Below are 17004 nucleotides of genomic sequence, written 5' to 3'. Positions count from 1 at the left end.
AACTATAACGTGACGGTTAGGAGGAGATGTTCAGATGGGGCTGAGAAAAAGTATCGTATTGGTGAACTAGCACAGATTGCACAGGTGACGAAACGAACTGTAGATTATTATACGAATCTAGGGTTGCTTGCGCCTGTTAGATCTTGCTCTAATTATCGTTATTACGATGAACATGCTTTAAAACGATTACAATTAATCGTTCTTTGCAAACAGCAGAGATTGGCTCTTTCTGACATCAAATCCAGATTAGATGAACAATTCCCTTCTCAAAAGGAAGATCCTGATGAACTTGTCCATTTAACCTCTGATATCGATCGGATGAATGAGCATATGGACCGCATTTTGGTACGTTGTAAGCAGCTTCAGCCAGAACAACGTGAAAAATTAAAAGAACAGCTTACACCTGAGAAGATGACGGCTGTCCAATCATTTTTACTGCTGTTAAGTTAAAATTTTTACTAAACAGGAGGTGTTACCTTCGTTCTCAAAGTCAGAACGAAGGCCTTAATTGGACATAGTTAATTTACTTATAGTTGCTTTGCTTATAGCTTTAACCGCATTTTTCGTTGCATCAGAGTTTGCGATCATTCGCTTAAGAAGCTCAAGAATTGATCAGTTAATCGCAGAAGGTAATAAAACAGCAGTTGCTGTCAAGCATGTCACGACTCACCTTGATGAGTATCTGTCGGCCTGTCAGCTCGGTATTACCATTACCGCCCTTGGAATTGGTTGGTTAGGGGAAGAAACAATTGCGCACATGCTTGCTCCACTATTTGTAGAGCTGTCCATTCCTCAATCAGCTAGTTCTATTGTCACTTTTATTATTGCGTTTAGTATTATGACGTTTTTACACGTCGTGGTTGGAGAGCTTGCACCAAAAACACTCGCCATTCAAAAGGCTGAGCAAGTGTCCCTTCTATTTGCTAGACCACTTATGATTTTTTACAAAGTGATGTTCCCGTTTATCTGGGTATTAAATGGATCTGCTCGTTTGTTAACAAAAGCGTTCGGTCTTCAGCAAGTTTCTGAGCATGACATGGCGCACTCTGAAGAAGAATTGCGGATTATTTTATCTGAGAGCTATAAAAGCGGCGAGATTAACCAGTCTGAATTCAAATATGTGAATAAAATTTTTGAATTTGATGACCGTCTGGCGAAAGAAATTATGATTCCTCGTACCGAAGTTGTCAGCTTCCCGCACGATATTACGATTGAGGAAATGCTGAAAGTGACCAAAGTCGAGAAATATACACGTTATCCAATTGAAGATGGCGATAAAGACAACATCATCGGTGTTGTGAATATTAAAGAAGTACTCACTGCATGTATTAGTGGTGAATGTTCCACAAGTGATACGATCGAACATTTTGTAAACCCGATTATTCATGTAATTGAAACAGTTCCTGTTCATGATCTACTTCTTAAAATGCAGCGTGAGCGTGTACACATGGCCATTTTATCAGATGAATATGGCGGTACAGCAGGACTTGTAACAGTTGAAGACATCCTTGAAGAAATTGTCGGTGAGATTCGTGATGAATTCGATATTGATGAAATCAACGAAGTGCGTAAATTGGGAGAAGACCACTACATCTTTGATGGAAAGGTCCTTGTGGATCAAGTCAACCTGCTACTAGGTATTCAGCTTGATAACGAAGAAGTCGACACAATCGGTGGCTGGTTCCTTACACAAAAATATGAAGTCGAGAAAAATGACGCGATTCGTGAACAAGGCTATGAATTTATCATTAATGAAGTCGATGGACACCATGTGGCATACATCGAAGTCAAAAAACTAAACGAACAACTATTAGAAGCAGCTGAAGAAGGCGCTTCTTAAGAAAAAAACGACCCTTGCCTAAGCAAGTGGTCGTTTTCTTTATCCCTTTTCGATTAACTTAGCTTCAAGTTCTTTGATTCTTGTGTTTAATACTTCTGTCATCGCACCTAATCTTTCTTTTGGCGGCAGATGATCAAATTCAGACTGCTCAATCGGTTCACCAATGATTAAGCGCATTTTCCCCTTCTTAAAAAGGCTTTTTGCATTAGAAGGTCCTTTGTACGCTGCTGGAACGATTGGTGATTTGCCGAGCTGAGCAATCGTAACGGCCCCTCTTTTTAAAGGAACATCTTCCGTTGTACGTGTGCCGCTCGGAAAAATCCCAACGATCTTTCCCTCTTTTAATAATTTAATGGGCGTTTTAATACTGCTTGGCCCAGGATTCTCTCGATCAACTGGAAAAGCATGAATCCTCTTTAAAAATCCGCCGATCCATTTATTTGCAAACAATTCTTTTTTCGCCATGTAGTGGATCTCAAACGGAAGAATTCCTGCGCCTAATGCAAGAACATCCACAAAACCCTCATGCGTACAAGCAATGACAAACCCCCGGTCTGTTGGCAGATTCTCTTTTTGATATACTTTGATTCCGCCTCGGAGAGCAAAAAATGCTTTGACGGTATAGCCTGAAAATTTATACATAGTGCACTTCCTTTGTTTGAAGAATGAAGGATTTGTATCTATTATAACAAATTTTTTATTACCTGGTACTAAAAATTTTCTCCTGCTGATAAAATAGAGACGGTTCACTAAAATCATCTTTTCACTTAAGATTACTGCTCCTTCTGTATTCAAGCATGTGTTTTTAGGAGAGAATAGAGGAAGAAATGTGTCCAAAATTGTCGTTTTTTGAGTTTTTTTCCTGATTTGTTCTATTGAAAACACTTTATAAATGATGCAAATTTCGCTATGATAAGGAGAAATGATTTTGATTCGGTGAAAGAGATGAGTAATGTACGGCCTATGAGAAGTTTCGTGCAACTTTATGCCTTTCTTATGCGTGTATAACATAGAGGGGAGAAAAATCAGTGACGATCGATGAAATTTATCAAATGTATATGAACGATGTTTACAGGTTTCTGCTCTCCATGACAAAAGACAAACATTTGGCAGAGGACTTATTGCAGGAAACCTTTATGCGTGCTTATATACATATTCATTCCTACGACCATAGCAAAGTGAAACCTTGGTTATTTCAGGTGGCACGAAATGCTTTTATTGATTATGTCAGGAAACATAAAAAAGAAGTGACCATATCGGATGATCTCATTGGCGGTCTTTTACAAACGTCTGTACAAAGTCCTGCTGAACAGATTGAAATAAAAGAAGTTCTCAACATGTATTTGGAGCAGCTTCCAGATAACTACAAGGAAGCGTTGACATTGTATTATTTAAAAGAACTGAATTACAAAGAAGCATCCAAGGTCATGAATATTACTGAAGCAAATTTTAAAAGTGTTTTATTTCGTGCAAGGCAGCGCCTAAAAGCACTATATAACAGAGGTGTTAATGATGAATGAAGAGTTTAATAAGCGATGGGAACAATATAATAATGGCGAGATGAATGAAGAAGAAATGATGGCGTTTGAAGAAGAGCTCGAAGAAAATGAAAAACGCTTAAGCCAAGAACTAAATGACTCAGATTGGACAGACTTCTCCATCAGTCCTGAAAAACAAAAAGCCATTTTACAATACGGAAAAAGAAAGTCCTATTTACGTATTTCTGTGCTTGCTGTCATATCTACACTGATTATTTTACCGCTTTGTACACTAGGTAGTTATCTATACTACGGCGTTGGCGGAGCAGACAGTAAAGGCAATCATTTTATGGAAACGGCCGCTGTAACAGTCGCCCTAACAAAACCGAATGTCGCCATTGATATGAAGGATTTAAAAGGGCAAGTCAAACTGTTTGGTATGAACACAGAACTTAAGCTACAAAAACAAATTGGCAATAAAACAGAAGCCATCGGCAGTGAACAAATCGAAATGTTTTTCGATAAATTAAAGCAGCCTACGATCTCTTATTATGGAGACAGCGCACGTAATACGGAGGATTTCTTTACGCACCCTTCGTCTCAGGCAGATACATCTAAAAAACAAACACTCACCACTTTAGACAAGCTGCCTGAAGGAACAGTGAGTGAAGTGTATGTATCCTATGACAAAGCATACACACCGAAAGACGTATATTCATTTGCTAAAAAATATGATATGAAAGTGCTTTGGAATGCGATAAAAACAGAAGATTCATTAAGTGGAAATCAGCGTCCAATCGGTTTTCCTGGGAAAGACTCTGAATTTTTAAAAGAGCTTCAGCACACATCAAAAACAGAGGTTGATCAGTTTAAAGATGCCCTCGCCTATGTCAACCAGCATCCAACCTGGGCAAAAACGATCTCTGGCAGACCTGAACTTGACCTCTCTAACCGAATACGCTACATCAATCAAAATGGTGTCACGGTTTACGGTTCTGTTGTCACAGGTCCTTCTAAAGAAATAGAGAAATTTGTGAAGACAAAACGTATTAAAACGGCCAAAGTGAGCGAGGTGGAATTATGGAATTGGTAAGAATTTTTAAAGAGCATAATGTGTTTGGCTGGATTTCGGTCGGCACCGCTATTTTATCGCTGCTCATGCTGAACCTCGCCATTATTAGCAATGTGACATTTTATTCGTTTCAAATGCTTCCTTTTGCAATGGCCGCAGTTCCATTCGGTATGATTGAACTGTTCATTAAAAAAGGCCGCACTGGACCAGGTTTCCTAGGCGTCGTTCTGAATATTTTTGTCATCGTTTGTGTCTATGCGATCGTCTCCATTGATGTCGATCTTCAATTAGGTTTTTAATACTAAAAAGCCAGTCATACTTGACTGGCTTTTTCTGTACACTCTTATTTTTTGTTTAATTCGGAGTGCTTTCTTGAATATAAGAAATAGACAACAAGTCCAATGGCAAGCCAGATTAAGAAACGAACAAATGTGATGGTGCCAAGCTTATAAATGAGCAGTCCGCAAGATAGAATAGCCAAGATTGGAATGAGCGGCACTGCGGGGCATCTGAATGCTCTCGGTAAATCAGGCTGTGTTTTTCTCATGACAATGACAGCAACTGAAATCAAAATGAAAGCTGAAAGTGTTCCGATGTTCACTAGACTTGCCAACTCATCAAGCGGAATGAATCCACCCATTAATGCTGACAATGTCCCAAAGAAAAGAGTATTGATATAAGGTGTTTTATGTTTTGGATGAACCTTTGAAAGAACCTTTGGTACCAAGCCATCACGAGACATGGCAAACATGACACGTGTTTGACCGTACAGCATGACAAGCATGACCGTGGTCATCCCTAAAATCGCCCCAACATCTACAATTCCCGCCACCCAATTTTGACCGGCTACTTGTAAAACAAGAGACACTGGATGGGATACTCCCTCAAAGTTCATAAATGGAACAATGCCTGTCATGATGGCACTGACTACCACATACAACATGGTACAAATCAATAAGGAAGTGATGATTCCTCTTGGCAAGTTGCGGGATGGATTTTTTGTTTCCTCTGCCGCAGAAGCAACTGCATCAAATCCGATAAATGCAAAGAATACGAGAGCTGCTGCACTTAACACGCCTGAAGTTCCAAAAGGAACGAATGGTGTCCAGTTTTCAGGTTTTACATATTTCACAGCGACTAAAATAAAGAGCAGAATCACCGCAATTTTCATAATGACCATGATGTTGTTGACTCGTTTTGATTCTTTAATACCGAAGTACAGCAAGAAGGTGATGATCATTAAAATAATAAATGCAGGAAGATTAAAATATGTCACTTGACCCTTTAAACCACCTGGTGCTGCTGTTAATTCAACCGGTATATGAATCCCTATCCCATTTAAAAACGATACAAAGTAGCCTGACCAGCCTGCTGAAACGGCACTAGCGGCTAGCATATATTCTAATATCAAATCCCAGCCAATGATAAACGCTAAAAATTCTCCCATAGATGCGTACGTAAATGTATAAACAGATCCTGATACTGGCACTGTGGAAGCGAATTCCGCATATGACAATGCCGCAAATAAACATGCAAGACCTGCAATTACAAATGATAAAACAAGTCCTGGACCTGCTGTGACGGCGCCTGTACCTGTCAGAACAAATATCCCTGTACCGATAATCGCTCCAATACCAAGCATCGTTAAGTCAAATGAGCCTAATTCCTTTCTTAACGCTTTTTCCCCTTGTGTTGCCGCAATTAGCTCTGAAATGCTCTTCTTTCTAAACAACGAATTGCTCATACCATCACTCCCAAAACTTAGTATCCGTCTAAAGACGCCACCACTTCGTAATTCACTTCATTTTCTGAATATTTAGATTTAATTTAGCGCAATAAATTGGTGGCGTAAAATTATTATATATGAAAATTAAAAAATGAAAACACTTTTTTTCAAAATAGAGTGAAAATTCTTATTTATCAACAAAATACTTGTCAATATTCATGGTAGATTTTCTTCAATCTTTATTCAAATCATAGCTTGGCCTCTTCTATTTATTATACAACATACAAAATTATACTTTTTTGATATAATTTTTATAAAGTGAAAATAAAATTATTCTTTTGATAACTTGTCTTCACTTTTGCTTATTTAAAAGCCTTTAGACTCATAGAGAGCTATGATAAAGGACTGTTTTAGCTGCGCAAACGATATACAAAAAAAGAGACTGCCTAGTAAGCAGTCTCTTAAGATCCATTATTAATTTACAAATGTCTTTGCGCCAAGGTAAATTGGCTTCCAATAGCTTGAAGTCATATCGCTGATCGTCACACCATCAGAAGCAGCGTGGATAAACTTGTTGTTCCCAAGGTAGACACCCATGTGAGATGGGCCAGATTTATAGGTTGTAAAGAAGACAAAATCTCCAACTTTAGGTGTTGAGACGCTTTTCATTGATCCCCAAAAACCTTCAGTCGTTTGTCTTGAAATCTTTGTTTGTTTGTTAATGATATACCACATAAAACCGCTGCAATCAAAGCCTTTCGGTGTCGTTCCACCCCATTTATATGGTGTACCGTTTTGTGCTTTCGCATCTGCTACGAGTTTAGACGTATTTAAAGAAGAAGTAGCAACTGTTTTTTCTTTGACAGGTGTTGGTTTCACTTTGGACGTCTTTTTCACTTTCAGCTTTTGTCCAATTTTAATCAGATCTGTTTTGAGTTTATTTAACGATTTCAGCTCTTTCACTGTCATTCCATATTTTTTGCCGATTTTAGATAAAGTATCACCTTTGACAACTTTATGAGTGGCTGTCGTCGAAGACGCTTTTACTTTTGTTGTTGTTTTTGATGTTTTCGTTACCTTTTTTGAAGAAGTACCATTCACTTTTAAGGTTTGTCCAACATAAATCGTGTTAGATTTCAGTTTATTGTCTGATTTAATCTTACTCACGGTTGTTTTGTATTTTTTCGCTAGAACAGAAAGAGAGTCACCTTTTTGAACCTTTACTGATTGTGCTGAGGCAGCTCCGGCAAATAATGTCGTCCCAAGTAGAACTGCACTTGCAGCTGTGATCAATTGTTTTTTCATTTGTTCCTCCTGTATGTATCTATCGTGATCCGAATTTTTATCTACTTTCTATTATAAGGATCGAATACCAGAAGAAATAGTCTTGACTTCCTACGACATTATGCTTATTAATTCGGCAAAAAATATTTTTTTTTAGGGTTCTTTTTATTTCATTTTTATTACACAATCATGACAAAACAAATGCATCTTGTCATAGATAAATCATACATTCATTTCTCTTTTTGGTTCATTCTATGTAAAGTGGACCTTTACAATTTTAAAGTGAACTTTACGGTGCTGTCATTTGGAATCCACACTTCTGTTCTACCATTGTAAACGTGAGAGCGATACATAAACAATGAGGAGGCAAAATGAATGAGTGTGTTGAAAAGCTCGAAAACGAAAATAGCTGCAATCGCAGCCGCATCAGTGTTATCGATTGGTATTTTTTCAGGAATTGAATTTGGACAGGCTGACAAAGCTGAGGCTAAAAAGAAACCAAAAAATGACGTACAAAATGTGATCGTGCTCATTGGAGATGGCATGGGAACACCTTACCTTTCAACTTACCGCTCATTTAAACACAACGGTGATCTTTCCAAGCAAACAGCGTTTGACCCTTACCTCACTGGCATGCATAAAACATACCCTGATGATTCTAAAAGTAACATTACTGATTCAGCAGCAGCTGGGACAGCCATGGCAACTGGTCAAAAGACATACAACAACGCCATTGGTGTAAACAAAAATGGCAAAAAACTAAAAACAGTATTAGAAGAAGCAAAACGCAAAGGAAAGTCTACTGGTCTTGTCGTCACATCTGAATTAACCAATGCGACACCTGCTGCGTATGCCGCCCACGATGTTTCTAGAAAAAACACAGCAGCCATTGCTGATGATTTCTTCGATGAGAAAATTGGCAAACAGCATACAGTCGATGTCATGCTTGGCGGAGGACTGATCGATTTTGTCCGCAAAGATCGTGATTTGACGAAAGAATTTCAAAAAGCAGGCTATCGTTACGTAACCAATAAAGCTGACTTACAAAAAAACAAACAGCAAAAATTGTTAGGCATTTTTGCTGACGGTGGTCTCGATAAAGCAATTGATCGTGATAAAACGACCCCTTCCTTGCAAGACATGACATCCTCAGCCATCAAACAGCTGTCTAAAAACAAAAAAGGATTTTTCCTCATGGTTGAAGGCAGTCAAATTGACTGGGCTGGACATGACCACGATATTGTCAGTGCGATGAGTGAGATGAAAGATTTTGAAAAAGCATTTGAAGAAGCCATTCGTTTCGCAAAAAAGGATAAAAACACGTTAGTCATCACGACAGCAGATCATTCAACTGGCGGCCTTTCCTTCGGGGCAGACGGCTCGGGCAGCTGGGATTATCAGCCTGTCAAAGCAGCAAAAAAGACACCTGATTTCATTGCAAACAAAATTGTAGGGGGTATGACGGTCGAGACTGCACTCAAACAATACATCGACCTTGATTTCACAAAAGAGGAAATCGCCTCTATTCAAAAGGCAGCTGAAACAAAAGATCCTGTTCAAATTGATGATGCCATCGAAAAGGTCATCAATACGAGGTCTCATACAGGCTGGACCACATCGGGTCATACAGGGGATGAAGTACCATTTTATGCTTATGGACCAACAAGCGAACAGCTAAAAGGGCTTATGGAAAATACAGATCAAGCGAAACACATTTTCAAACTGCTGAAAAACCAATAAAGTGCTAATCACAAAAAAAGATGTCTAGTCGTAGACATCTTTTTTGATCATTAAGTGAGATACTTCCTATGAACCCCTTTTCCATCGTATGAAAACATCACTTCTTTTCCTTCAAGAACTGACTCGATGTGCACACTTCTTCCCCATAGCTGATACAAATATGGAAGCACCTTTTCTAAGTATTTGAGATCGAGCTCAATGCCTTCATACCAATGTTTAATATAGAGTTCATTGTTTTTTAAATAGTCGCCATCGATGACTGTCAAATACGGAAAGCCGCCATTGACCCTCATACTGACTAGCTGATCACGGACTGCCTTCCATTCTTTATCAATGACTTTATAGTCTCTCCCCTGCTTTTGAAACAAGTACAAATCTTCCCTCATCACAAGGTCTTTCGTTAAGTAATTTCGAATAAAAGAAATGTCTGATTCAATTTCTCGCACTTCAAACATTTTGCTGCGACCCGACCCTTCCGTCACTCCTGCTTTTTTTAATTCCTCGCATGGATGATCGTAGCGCTCTTCAATATCTTCAAAAATCTTCAGCCCTAAATAGTAAGGATTGATTCCTGTCTTAGATGGCTGCACGACACCTGCATTTAATTTGGCAAATTCAATCGATTCACTTGAATCTAAATCAAGTTCACGCATAATCCGCTGGTGCCAATACGATGCCCAGCCTTCATTCATGATTTTCGTTTCTAACTGTGGCCAAAAATAGAGCATTTCCTCTCTCAGCATCGTCAGCACATCCCGCTGCCAAGGCTCTAGCTCCCGGGAGTGTGCCTCGATAAAGAGCAATATATCTTTTTCTGGCTTTGGGGGGAATTGCTTGATCGTTTTCTTTTTCTCACGTGTTTTTGGTTCATCCATTCCCCACAAATCATCATATGGCGTTTGACGTTTTGGTTTGTCCTCTTCATATTCATCTTCATCGTCGAGATTCCAACTTAATTTTGAACGAACAAGCGACGGATCAATATGCTCCTGCAATGCCAATACAGCATCTAAAAAGGACTCGACTTCTTTTGTACCGTGGATATGTTCATATTCTTTAATTCGCTCTGCTGCCGCTGACATACTTTCCACCATATCTCGTTTTGTGTTTTGGAAACGGCAGTTGTTTTTAAAGAAATCGCAGTGTGCCAAGACATGAGCCACAATTAGTTTATTTTGAACAAGCGAATTGTTATCAAGGAGAAAGGCATAGCAAGGATTTGAATTAATCACCAGCTCATAAATTTTGCTTAATCCTAAATCATAATGAAGCTTCATTTTGTGAAATTGCTTTCCAAAGCTCCAGTGGCTAAATCGTGTTGGCATGCCATATGCACCGAATGTATAAATAATCTCCGCGGGACAGATTTCATACCTCATCGGATAAAAATCCAGACCAAATCCTTCTGCAATTTCTGTAATTTCATCAATGGCTCGTTGTAAAAGACGCTTTTCAGATACGCTCAAGGAAACCATCCCTCCTCATCGGACTTATCCCTACTATATGAGCGTACCTAAAAAAACATGATGTTCAGCCAGTTGTTTAGACGACTTCCATCTCTTTCATGGACTGCCCGCCGAACGCTTCAAAATGGATATTCTCTTCCGGAATGTCCAACGCTTTTAAAATAAGGATCATCTCTTGAGTAAATACTGGGGAACCGCAAACATAAAATTGGCCTTTTCCTTCACCAATGACGGATTGAAGGAAAGGTCGGTCAATCCGCGTAGCCACCTTCTCAACCAGCTCACTCTTTACACTCTTTTCAAATTGTTCGTTACAAAGGATAATACGCCCCTCTGGAGATGAAGTGAGAACGTGTTCATACTCTTGTTCAAAAGCGGTTACATCCTCTAGTCTGTCTGCATGAATCATCGTGAATGGCTGATTGTTATGCGACGCTGTTTTCACTAAACCAATCATTGGTGTGACACCAGAACCGGCACTAATCAAATAAACGGGTTCTTTTGTGTCATCTTGCAAGCAGAACATTCCCTGCGGCATACTCACGTGAAGAACATCGCCTTCTTCCATTTCATCATGCAGGAATGTGGAGACATGCCCATCTCGTTTCACTGTGATGCGATAGTAAGATGGGTGATATTGATCTGATAAACTGTATTGTCTGCTGCATACATAGGCTTCACCCGGCATATCTACCTGCACCGTAATGTATTGACCAGCTTCATACATTGGTAGCTCAGATTCATCCTCCTGTACTAAATAAAAGGAAATGAGTGATGGAGATTCTTGTTTCTTTTTCTTCACAATAAACGGTTTGACATCTGCCCATCCACCAGTTTGTTTCACATTTTCAGCCATCATTTCTGCCTCAATGGTGATGAATATATTCGCAATGATGTCATATGCAGCCTTCCAAGCCAACAATGTGTCATCTTCCTCTGATAACCCAAATACCTCTTTCATTGCTTCAAGAAGGTGATATCCGACGATTGGGTACTGCTCTTTTTTCACCATGACACTGACATGCTTATGGGCAATTTGTTTCACAGCAGGAAGCAAGTCTGCCAAGCGGTCAATGTGCAGTGCAGCTTGATAGAGTGTTGCGGCAAGCGCCTCTGGCTGGCTTCCATTCATGAGATTTGTTTTATTAAACTGATTGAGTAGCTCTGGATGCTGTCTAATCATATTTTGATAAAAAACTGTCACAAGTTTTGTTCCCTCAGCTTTTAGAAGAGGGGCTGATTGTTTAATGGCATTCATTTGACCTGTGGATAACATCGTTATTCCTTCTTTCAAAAGATGTATTTTAAATACATCTTTATCGTAATGGAAGACAACGTATAAAAGCAATATTTATAATACATGTTTTAAATGTTGTCACATTTAGCACTTTCTCGAACAGTTTTTGTCTAAAATGTGTTACGATGATACAAAACTCTATTAGGTTTAGAGGTCGTCCAAATGAAACTTACGAATTATACAGATTTCTCATTAAGGGTACTCATTTATTTAGCTTCGAGAGAAAACAATGAACTGTCAAATATTCAGCAGATTGCCGATATTTATGGCATTTCGAAAAATCACCTGACAAAGGTAATTTACCATCTAGGAAAACGTGGTTATGTAGAAACGATCCGCGGAAGAAATGGTGGGATTAGGCTGGGGAAAAGCCCAGAAAGCATTAATATTGGTGAGGTTGTCCGCTATACAGAGGATGATTTAGTCATGGTTGAATGCTTTGATCCGAAGAAAAATAGCTGTATTATCTCCCCGATTTGTTCATTAAAGCACGTACTTCATGAAGCACTCACTGCTTATTTACGCGTTCTTGACCAATACACATTAAATGATTTAACACAAAACAAAGATGCTCTAAGAGAGCTTCTGCTCTAAGGCGAAAGAATTTATTTCTTTCGTCTTTTTCTTTACCTCCTTGTAATAATAATTTATTTAAAATTATTATAAATAAATATTGACTATCATGTTTGATTCAATATAATTAGGGTATATAGATTGCTAGAAACCATTTTTTGTTTACAGGAGGAGAAAAAGAATGACAAATTCTAATCATAAAAATTTGACAACGAATCAAGGCGTGCCAGTTGGCGATAATCAAAACTCAAGAACTGCTGGTCACAGGGGGCCTTCATTTCTTGATGATTACCATTTGATTGAAAAACTTGCACACTTTGACCGTGAACGTATTCCAGAGCGTGTCGTTCATGCAAGAGGCGCCGGCGCTTATGGTGTATTTGAAGTAGAAAATAGCATGGAGAAACATACAAGAGCAGCCTTCTTAAGTGAAAAAGGAAAACAAACAGACGTTTTTGTCCGTTTCTCAACGGTTATTCATCCTAAAGGTTCGCCTGAAACATTACGTGACCCTCGCGGCTTCGCTGTCAAATTTTATACAGAAGAAGGCAACTATGATCTAGTTGGGAACAACTTGCCGATCTTCTTTATTCGTGATGCACTCAAATTCCCTGATATGGTTCACTCTCTCAAGCCAGATCCTGTAACAAACATTCAAGATCCTGACCGTTATTGGGATTTTATGACGTTAACACCTGAATCCACTCACATGCTCACATGGCTCTTCTCTGACGAAGGTATTCCTGCGAACTACGCTGAAATGCGCGGTTCTGGTGTTCATACGTTTAGATGGGTAAACAAATACGGAGAAACAAAATATGTGAAATACCACTGGAGACCATCAGAAGGCATTCGCAATTTATCGATGGAAGAAGCTGCAGAAATTCAAGCAAACGACTTCCAGCATGCGACAAGAGATTTGTATGATCGTATTGAAAAAGGAAATTATCCAGCATGGGATCTTTACGTTCAGCTTATGCCGCTCAGTGATTATGATGAACTAGATTATGATCCATGTGATCCGACGAAGACGTGGAGCGAGGAAGATTATCCGCTGCAAAAAGTGGGCCGCATGACACTGAACCGCAATCCAGAAAATTTCTTTGCTGAAACAGAGCAAGCTGCTTTCACGCCAAGTGCCCTAGTACCAGGAATTGAAGCATCTGAAGACAAACTGCTTCAAGGTCGTCTGTTCTCTTATCCTGACACGCAGCGTCACCGCCTAGGTGCAAACTACATGCGCATCCCAGTGAACTGTCCTTATGCGCCTGTACACAATAACCAACAGGATGGCTTTATGACAACAACTCGTCCAAGCGGTCATATTAACTATGAACCAAACCGTTATGACGATCAGCCAAAAGAAAACCCTCACTACAAAGAAAGTGAACCAGTTCTTCATGGTGACCGTATGGTGAGACAAAAAATCGAAAAACCAAACGATTTCAAACAAGCTGGAGAAAAATATCGAAGCTACTCTGAAGAAGAGAAACAAGCATTGATCAAAAACTTGACAGCTGACTTGAAAGACGTAAATGAAAAAACGAAATTACTTGCGATCTGCAACTTCTATCGTGCAGATGAAGATTATGGACAGCGTTTAGCGGATTCACTCGGTGTGGATATTCGCTCATATCTTCAAGGAAGCATGAAATAAATCTTCTTTTCAGCTGGAGCACCTCTTTTTAAAAGAGGTGCTTTTTTATAGCCGAAATACGTTAATACTAATCAAATGACCCGTCACCGGATGAAAATAAATTTCTGCATGTGCTGCAAATCGTGTGGAGCCTTCCTTCACGGTGACGCGAAAGACATCTTTTGTCTGATCTTCATTTACTTGTGTACGTCCAATGTAATGATAATCGTTTAAAGCGGCGCCTTCATATTCATCTTGGAAGGCAGTATACGCAAGTCTTTCCCAATTCTCTGCCGGCTGCACAGCTGCTTGTGAAGATGGATGAATCATCAGACTGCCAAATAAAACAATTTCTGCTGCAAAAAGCATCCATAATTTCGGGTGCATGATATCAATATTCTCACTTTCATGTCTATTTTGTTTAGGTTTTGCTGGTTGATTCTTTTTCATACATCAAGCATTTATTCAGCCTATAATTCCCGGTACCCTGTTTATGCAGACACCAACTTTTCCCCTGAAAAAGTCGATCTGATCCGAGCAAACTAAGTAAGACTTCTCAAGGGAAAGGAGAAGGTTTAATGAATGTGGCAGATTATGATAAGGCACTTTATTATACGCATCGTTCGCAATGGGATAATTTACTTATTCTTATGGTCCGTACGCAAGATGACTTGCTCTCGAAACGTATTGAGCATTTCTTACATGCGTATCAATTTAACCGGAACGATGCAGATGTTGAAAAATGTTTATATGGACTCCTGCAGTATATCGACCATGCTTCAGAAGCTGCCGTTGCTGAAGCATATGCTGAACCAATGTACACATAAAGGAAAAGGTTGATTTTCTTTCAGATTGTTGACATAGGGCTAGAATGAACTTTATTTTAGCTCTTTGTTTTCTTTTCAGCCTTTTACTAACCGCCTTTCATAAAGAAGAAAAGACTTCATGAGAAATACTCATGAAGTCTTTTGGAATGTCCACCATGACTGTTACAACAGCTCTTTCGGCTGATTTTTTTGATAATCTACCGCATATAGAGCGGCCTGAGTTCGATCTGCCAGCTCTAACTTTGATAACAAATGAGACACGTGAGTTTTCACAGTCTTTTCAGAAATAAAAAGCGACGAGGCGATTTCTTTGTTACTTTTCCCTTTTGCGATTTCAAATAAGACATCACGTTCTCTATTGGTCAGTTCGTTCATCAATGCCCATTTCTGCTCTTTAGGTTCAGTTAGATGCTGGACAAGAAAAGCTGTAATATGACCATCTAGCTGGTACGTACCATTTTGCACCTCAATCATTGTCGTGAGAAGCTTTTCAGGTGCTACATCTTTGAGCTGATAAGCCTTTGCTCCCGCTTGGATAGCAGGGATCACATAGTCCTTATCTGCATAGCTTGTCAGAATGACAATGCGGACATCCGGCATATCCAGCGTCATTTGCTTTGTCGCCTCAATCCCATTCATTACAGGCATAGAGAGATCCATCAAGACAATGTCAGGCTTTGTCTGCCTCACTACCTTTAGTGCCTCTTCTCCATTGGATGCTTCACCAACGATGTCCACATCTGGCTGGGTTTGCAAGAAAAAGACCAGCCCTTTTCTGACAATGTGATGATCATCTGCAATGACTACCCTCATGACAATCCCTTCCTTTCTTGAGAAAATGGTACTTTCACATCAATCGTCGTTCCCTTCCCTAGCTCAGAATTGATGCAAAATGTACCTCCTGCTCTTCGGATACGGTCAGCCATCCCTTTCAGCCCAAATGAAGGAAGACTCATTTGTTCATCATACTGAAATCCCTTTCCCTGATCGATGATTTTCATACCAAACGTATCTCCTGATTGCTCCAGTTTGACCTCTACTTTCTCAACGCCCGCATGCTTTTGGCAATTATTTAGAGCTTCTTGGCATACGCGAAATAAAGTCTCGTGCTTTGAATGATCTATTTCCATACAGCCTGATAAAGACAATGAACAATTTAGACCTAAAAGCTGTGCATACTCTTCAATCGCTGTTGTAAATCCTTTTTCAAGTCCTTTTGGTCTTAACTGCCATATGAGTGAACGCATTTCAATGAGGGCATCTTGTGATAAATGCTGTATAAAATCAATCATTTCCCCTAAATGTTGATCACTGGTCATTTGACGCGCTGCCTTTGCAGTCAAACTCACGGAAAACAGCATTTGATTCACAGAATCATGTAAATCCTGCGCAAGCCGGTTTCGTTCTTCTAAAAGTGCATGCTGCTGCTCATTTTGCACAAGCTTCATGCGCTGAATAGCCGTACCAATTTGCAGTGCAATACTTTCAAGCAGATTCAGCTCCTCCTGTGTAAATGTAACCTTCCCTTTTGCCGCCACATTTAATAAGCCAAACGTACGCTTACATGCTTGGAGCGGAACGGTTGCATGATGGGTAATTCCTTCTGTATCTCCAAGCTTTTGCTCAATCGCCGTTTCAATCCGTTTACAATTGATGATATTGGTAGCTGATTGCAGTGAGCCTTTCGTGTAGCGGTTGATGCAATAGCAATCGTTTTGACACATCAATTGCTTTCGATCCTTTGCCAACGCTTCAGGTAAGCACACTTCTGCCATTAGTTCATACGATCCGTCTTCTTCTATAAAATAAATCCATGCTGTTTGAAAGCCTGTCACTTCCATAAGCATATGAAGCACTTCATGAAGCGTTTCCTTCATTTCCATCCCTTCATTTAGCTTTTCAGCAATTTCTTTTAACGTTTTTAATGTTTCAACCTTCTCCTGATATTCTCCCATTCTGTTTACCCCCGGCATTTTCTGCCTTCTCTTTTCATTACGCTCATTATACCATGAGCATCTGTGCGGCTCTTTCTCAAAAAGGATGATTTTTTCTCATCCTTTTGACT

General features: G+C 39.5%; 17 protein-coding genes. 9 read left to right on the top strand and 8 right to left on the bottom strand.

Annotated features, from left to right (window positions below; all coding sequences use genetic code 11):
• Window positions 1–9 precede the first annotated feature (9 nt).
• On the top strand, window positions 10–450 hold the full coding sequence (locus NST73_RS04880) for a MerR family transcriptional regulator (protein ID WP_034620022.1): 441 nt from the start codon (window positions 10–12) through the stop codon (window positions 448–450).
• Between the two features lie 58 nt (window positions 451–508).
• A complete protein-coding gene (locus NST73_RS04875) occupies window positions 509–1840 on the top strand; it encodes a hemolysin family protein (RefSeq protein ID WP_008348975.1) in 1332 nt (443 codons plus the stop codon).
• A gap of 39 nt (window positions 1841–1879) precedes the next feature.
• On the opposite strand, the gene NST73_RS04870 is transcribed toward NST73_RS04875, so the two are convergent.
• Complete coding sequence (locus NST73_RS04870) at window positions 1880–2482, bottom strand: 1-acyl-sn-glycerol-3-phosphate acyltransferase (protein WP_024719965.1); 603 nt, start codon at window positions 2480–2482, stop codon at window positions 1880–1882.
• A 386-nt stretch (window positions 2483–2868) separates the two neighbouring features.
• Between NST73_RS04870 and NST73_RS04865 the strand changes: the two genes are divergently transcribed.
• Genes NST73_RS04865 through NST73_RS04855 form a run of 3 tightly spaced genes read left to right on the top strand, consistent with a single transcriptional unit; the run spans window position 2869 to window position 4689 of the window.
• A complete protein-coding gene (locus NST73_RS04865) occupies window positions 2869–3360 on the top strand; it encodes a sigma-70 family RNA polymerase sigma factor (protein WP_008348979.1) in 492 nt (163 codons plus the stop codon).
• Window positions 3353–4411, top strand: coding sequence for an anti-sigma factor (locus tag NST73_RS04860; RefSeq protein WP_047946623.1), 1059 nt, complete (start codon window positions 3353–3355; stop codon window positions 4409–4411). Before NST73_RS04865 ends, NST73_RS04860 begins: the two co-directional genes overlap by 8 nt.
• A complete protein-coding gene (locus NST73_RS04855; RefSeq protein ID WP_342499426.1) occupies window positions 4399–4689 on the top strand; it encodes an anti-sigma factor in 291 nt (96 codons plus the stop codon). Before NST73_RS04860 ends, NST73_RS04855 begins: the two co-directional genes overlap by 13 nt.
• 44 nt (window positions 4690–4733) lie before the next feature.
• Here the strand turns inward: NST73_RS04855 and NST73_RS04850 are convergent, their stop codons facing one another.
• Together NST73_RS04850 and NST73_RS04845 are read right to left on the bottom strand one after the other, a co-directional pair.
• Complete coding sequence (locus NST73_RS04850; RefSeq protein ID WP_024719963.1) at window positions 4734–6134, bottom strand: amino acid permease; 1401 nt, start codon at window positions 6132–6134, stop codon at window positions 4734–4736.
• A 456-nt stretch (window positions 6135–6590) separates the two neighbouring features.
• Window positions 6591–7421, bottom strand: coding sequence for a C40 family peptidase (locus NST73_RS04845; RefSeq protein WP_007497097.1), 831 nt, complete (start codon window positions 7419–7421; stop codon window positions 6591–6593).
• Between the two features lie 354 nt (window positions 7422–7775).
• Here NST73_RS04845 and NST73_RS04840 point away from each other — a divergent pair, with 354 nt between their 5' ends.
• Window positions 7776–9140, top strand: a complete 1365-nt coding sequence (locus tag NST73_RS04840) for an alkaline phosphatase (protein WP_041507529.1) — start codon at window positions 7776–7778, stop codon at window positions 9138–9140.
• 50 nt (window positions 9141–9190) lie between these two features.
• Here NST73_RS04840 and NST73_RS04835 read toward each other — a convergent pair whose 3' ends face one another.
• The gene (locus tag NST73_RS04835; RefSeq protein ID WP_024719961.1) at window positions 9191–10606 is read right to left on the bottom strand and encodes a SpoVR family protein; all 1416 of its coding nucleotides are present in this window, start codon (window positions 10604–10606) and stop codon (window positions 9191–9193) included.
• A 76-nt stretch (window positions 10607–10682) separates the two neighbouring features.
• Window positions 10683–11882, bottom strand: coding sequence for a globin domain-containing protein (locus NST73_RS04830; RefSeq protein WP_144678969.1), 1200 nt, complete (start codon window positions 11880–11882; stop codon window positions 10683–10685).
• A 183-nt stretch (window positions 11883–12065) separates the two neighbouring features.
• On the opposite strand from NST73_RS04830, the gene NST73_RS04825 reads away from it, so the two are divergent.
• Window positions 12066–12497: an Rrf2 family transcriptional regulator gene (locus NST73_RS04825; protein ID WP_041507532.1), complete on the top strand. Its 432-nt coding sequence runs from the start codon at window positions 12066–12068 to the stop codon at window positions 12495–12497.
• Window positions 12498–12657: 160 nt separating this feature from the next.
• Window positions 12658–14133 carry a catalase gene (locus NST73_RS04820; protein WP_024719958.1) on the top strand — a complete coding sequence of 492 codons (1476 nt, stop codon included), beginning with the start codon at window positions 12658–12660 and terminating at the stop codon, window positions 14131–14133.
• 45 nt (window positions 14134–14178) lie between these two features.
• On the opposite strand, the gene NST73_RS04815 is transcribed toward NST73_RS04820, so the two are convergent.
• Window positions 14179–14442 (bottom strand): YqzG/YhdC family protein, encoded by a 264-nt coding sequence (locus NST73_RS04815; RefSeq protein ID WP_235632470.1) that lies wholly within the window; start codon window positions 14440–14442, stop codon window positions 14179–14181.
• Window positions 14443–14690: 248 nt separating this feature from the next.
• Here NST73_RS04815 and NST73_RS04810 point away from each other — a divergent pair, with 248 nt between their 5' ends.
• Window positions 14691–14939: a YhdB family protein gene (locus NST73_RS04810; RefSeq protein WP_008349000.1), complete on the top strand. Its 249-nt coding sequence runs from the start codon at window positions 14691–14693 to the stop codon at window positions 14937–14939.
• Between the two features lie 162 nt (window positions 14940–15101).
• On the opposite strand, the gene NST73_RS04805 is transcribed toward NST73_RS04810, so the two are convergent.
• Together NST73_RS04805 and NST73_RS04800 are read right to left on the bottom strand one after the other, a co-directional pair.
• Complete coding sequence (locus tag NST73_RS04805; protein WP_144678971.1) at window positions 15102–15752, bottom strand: response regulator transcription factor; 651 nt, start codon at window positions 15750–15752, stop codon at window positions 15102–15104.
• The gene (locus NST73_RS04800; protein WP_217967396.1) at window positions 15749–16894 is read right to left on the bottom strand and encodes a GAF domain-containing sensor histidine kinase; all 1146 of its coding nucleotides are present in this window, start codon (window positions 16892–16894) and stop codon (window positions 15749–15751) included. Before NST73_RS04800 ends, NST73_RS04805 begins: the two co-directional genes overlap by 4 nt.
• Window positions 16895–17004: the final 110 nt, after the last annotated feature.

The organism is Bacillus sp. FSL W7-1034 (assembly GCF_038593365.1).
Classification (GTDB): Bacteria; Bacillota; Bacilli; order Bacillales; family Bacillaceae; genus Bacillus; species Bacillus altitudinis.
Note: the sequence above shows the minus strand (reverse complement) of the source record. Positions and strands in the feature narration are given on the sequence as shown.

Excerpts from the sequence above, each read along its gene's own strand:
- NST73_RS04870 (WP_024719965.1), bottom strand. The coding sequence starts at position 2,482 with ATGTATAAATTTTCAGGCTATACCGTCAAAGCATTTTTTGCTCTCCGA.
- NST73_RS04860 (WP_047946623.1), top strand. The coding sequence starts at position 3,353 with ATGAATGAAGAGTTTAATAAGCGATGGGAACAATATAATAATGGCGAG.
- NST73_RS04855 (WP_342499426.1), top strand. The coding sequence starts at position 4,399 with ATGGAATTGGTAAGAATTTTTAAAGAGCATAATGTGTTTGGCTGGATT.
- NST73_RS04850 (WP_024719963.1), bottom strand. The coding sequence starts at position 6,134 with ATGAGCAATTCGTTGTTTAGAAAGAAGAGCATTTCAGAGCTAATTGCG.
- NST73_RS04845 (WP_007497097.1), bottom strand. The coding sequence starts at position 7,421 with ATGAAAAAACAATTGATCACAGCTGCAAGTGCAGTTCTACTTGGGACG.
- NST73_RS04840 (WP_041507529.1), top strand. The coding sequence starts at position 7,776 with ATGAGTGTGTTGAAAAGCTCGAAAACGAAAATAGCTGCAATCGCAGCC.
- NST73_RS04830 (WP_144678969.1), bottom strand. The coding sequence starts at position 11,882 with ATGTTATCCACAGGTCAAATGAATGCCATTAAACAATCAGCCCCTCTT.
- NST73_RS04825 (WP_041507532.1), top strand. The coding sequence starts at position 12,066 with ATGAAACTTACGAATTATACAGATTTCTCATTAAGGGTACTCATTTAT.
- NST73_RS04820 (WP_024719958.1), top strand. The coding sequence starts at position 12,658 with ATGACAAATTCTAATCATAAAAATTTGACAACGAATCAAGGCGTGCCA.
- NST73_RS04815 (WP_235632470.1), bottom strand. The coding sequence starts at position 14,442 with ATGATTCATCCATCTTCACAAGCAGCTGTGCAGCCGGCAGAGAATTGG.
- NST73_RS04810 (WP_008349000.1), top strand. The coding sequence starts at position 14,691 with ATGAATGTGGCAGATTATGATAAGGCACTTTATTATACGCATCGTTCG.
- NST73_RS04805 (WP_144678971.1), bottom strand. The coding sequence starts at position 15,752 with ATGAGGGTAGTCATTGCAGATGATCATCACATTGTCAGAAAAGGGCTG.
- NST73_RS04800 (WP_217967396.1), bottom strand. The coding sequence starts at position 16,894 with ATGGGAGAATATCAGGAGAAGGTTGAAACATTAAAAACGTTAAAAGAA.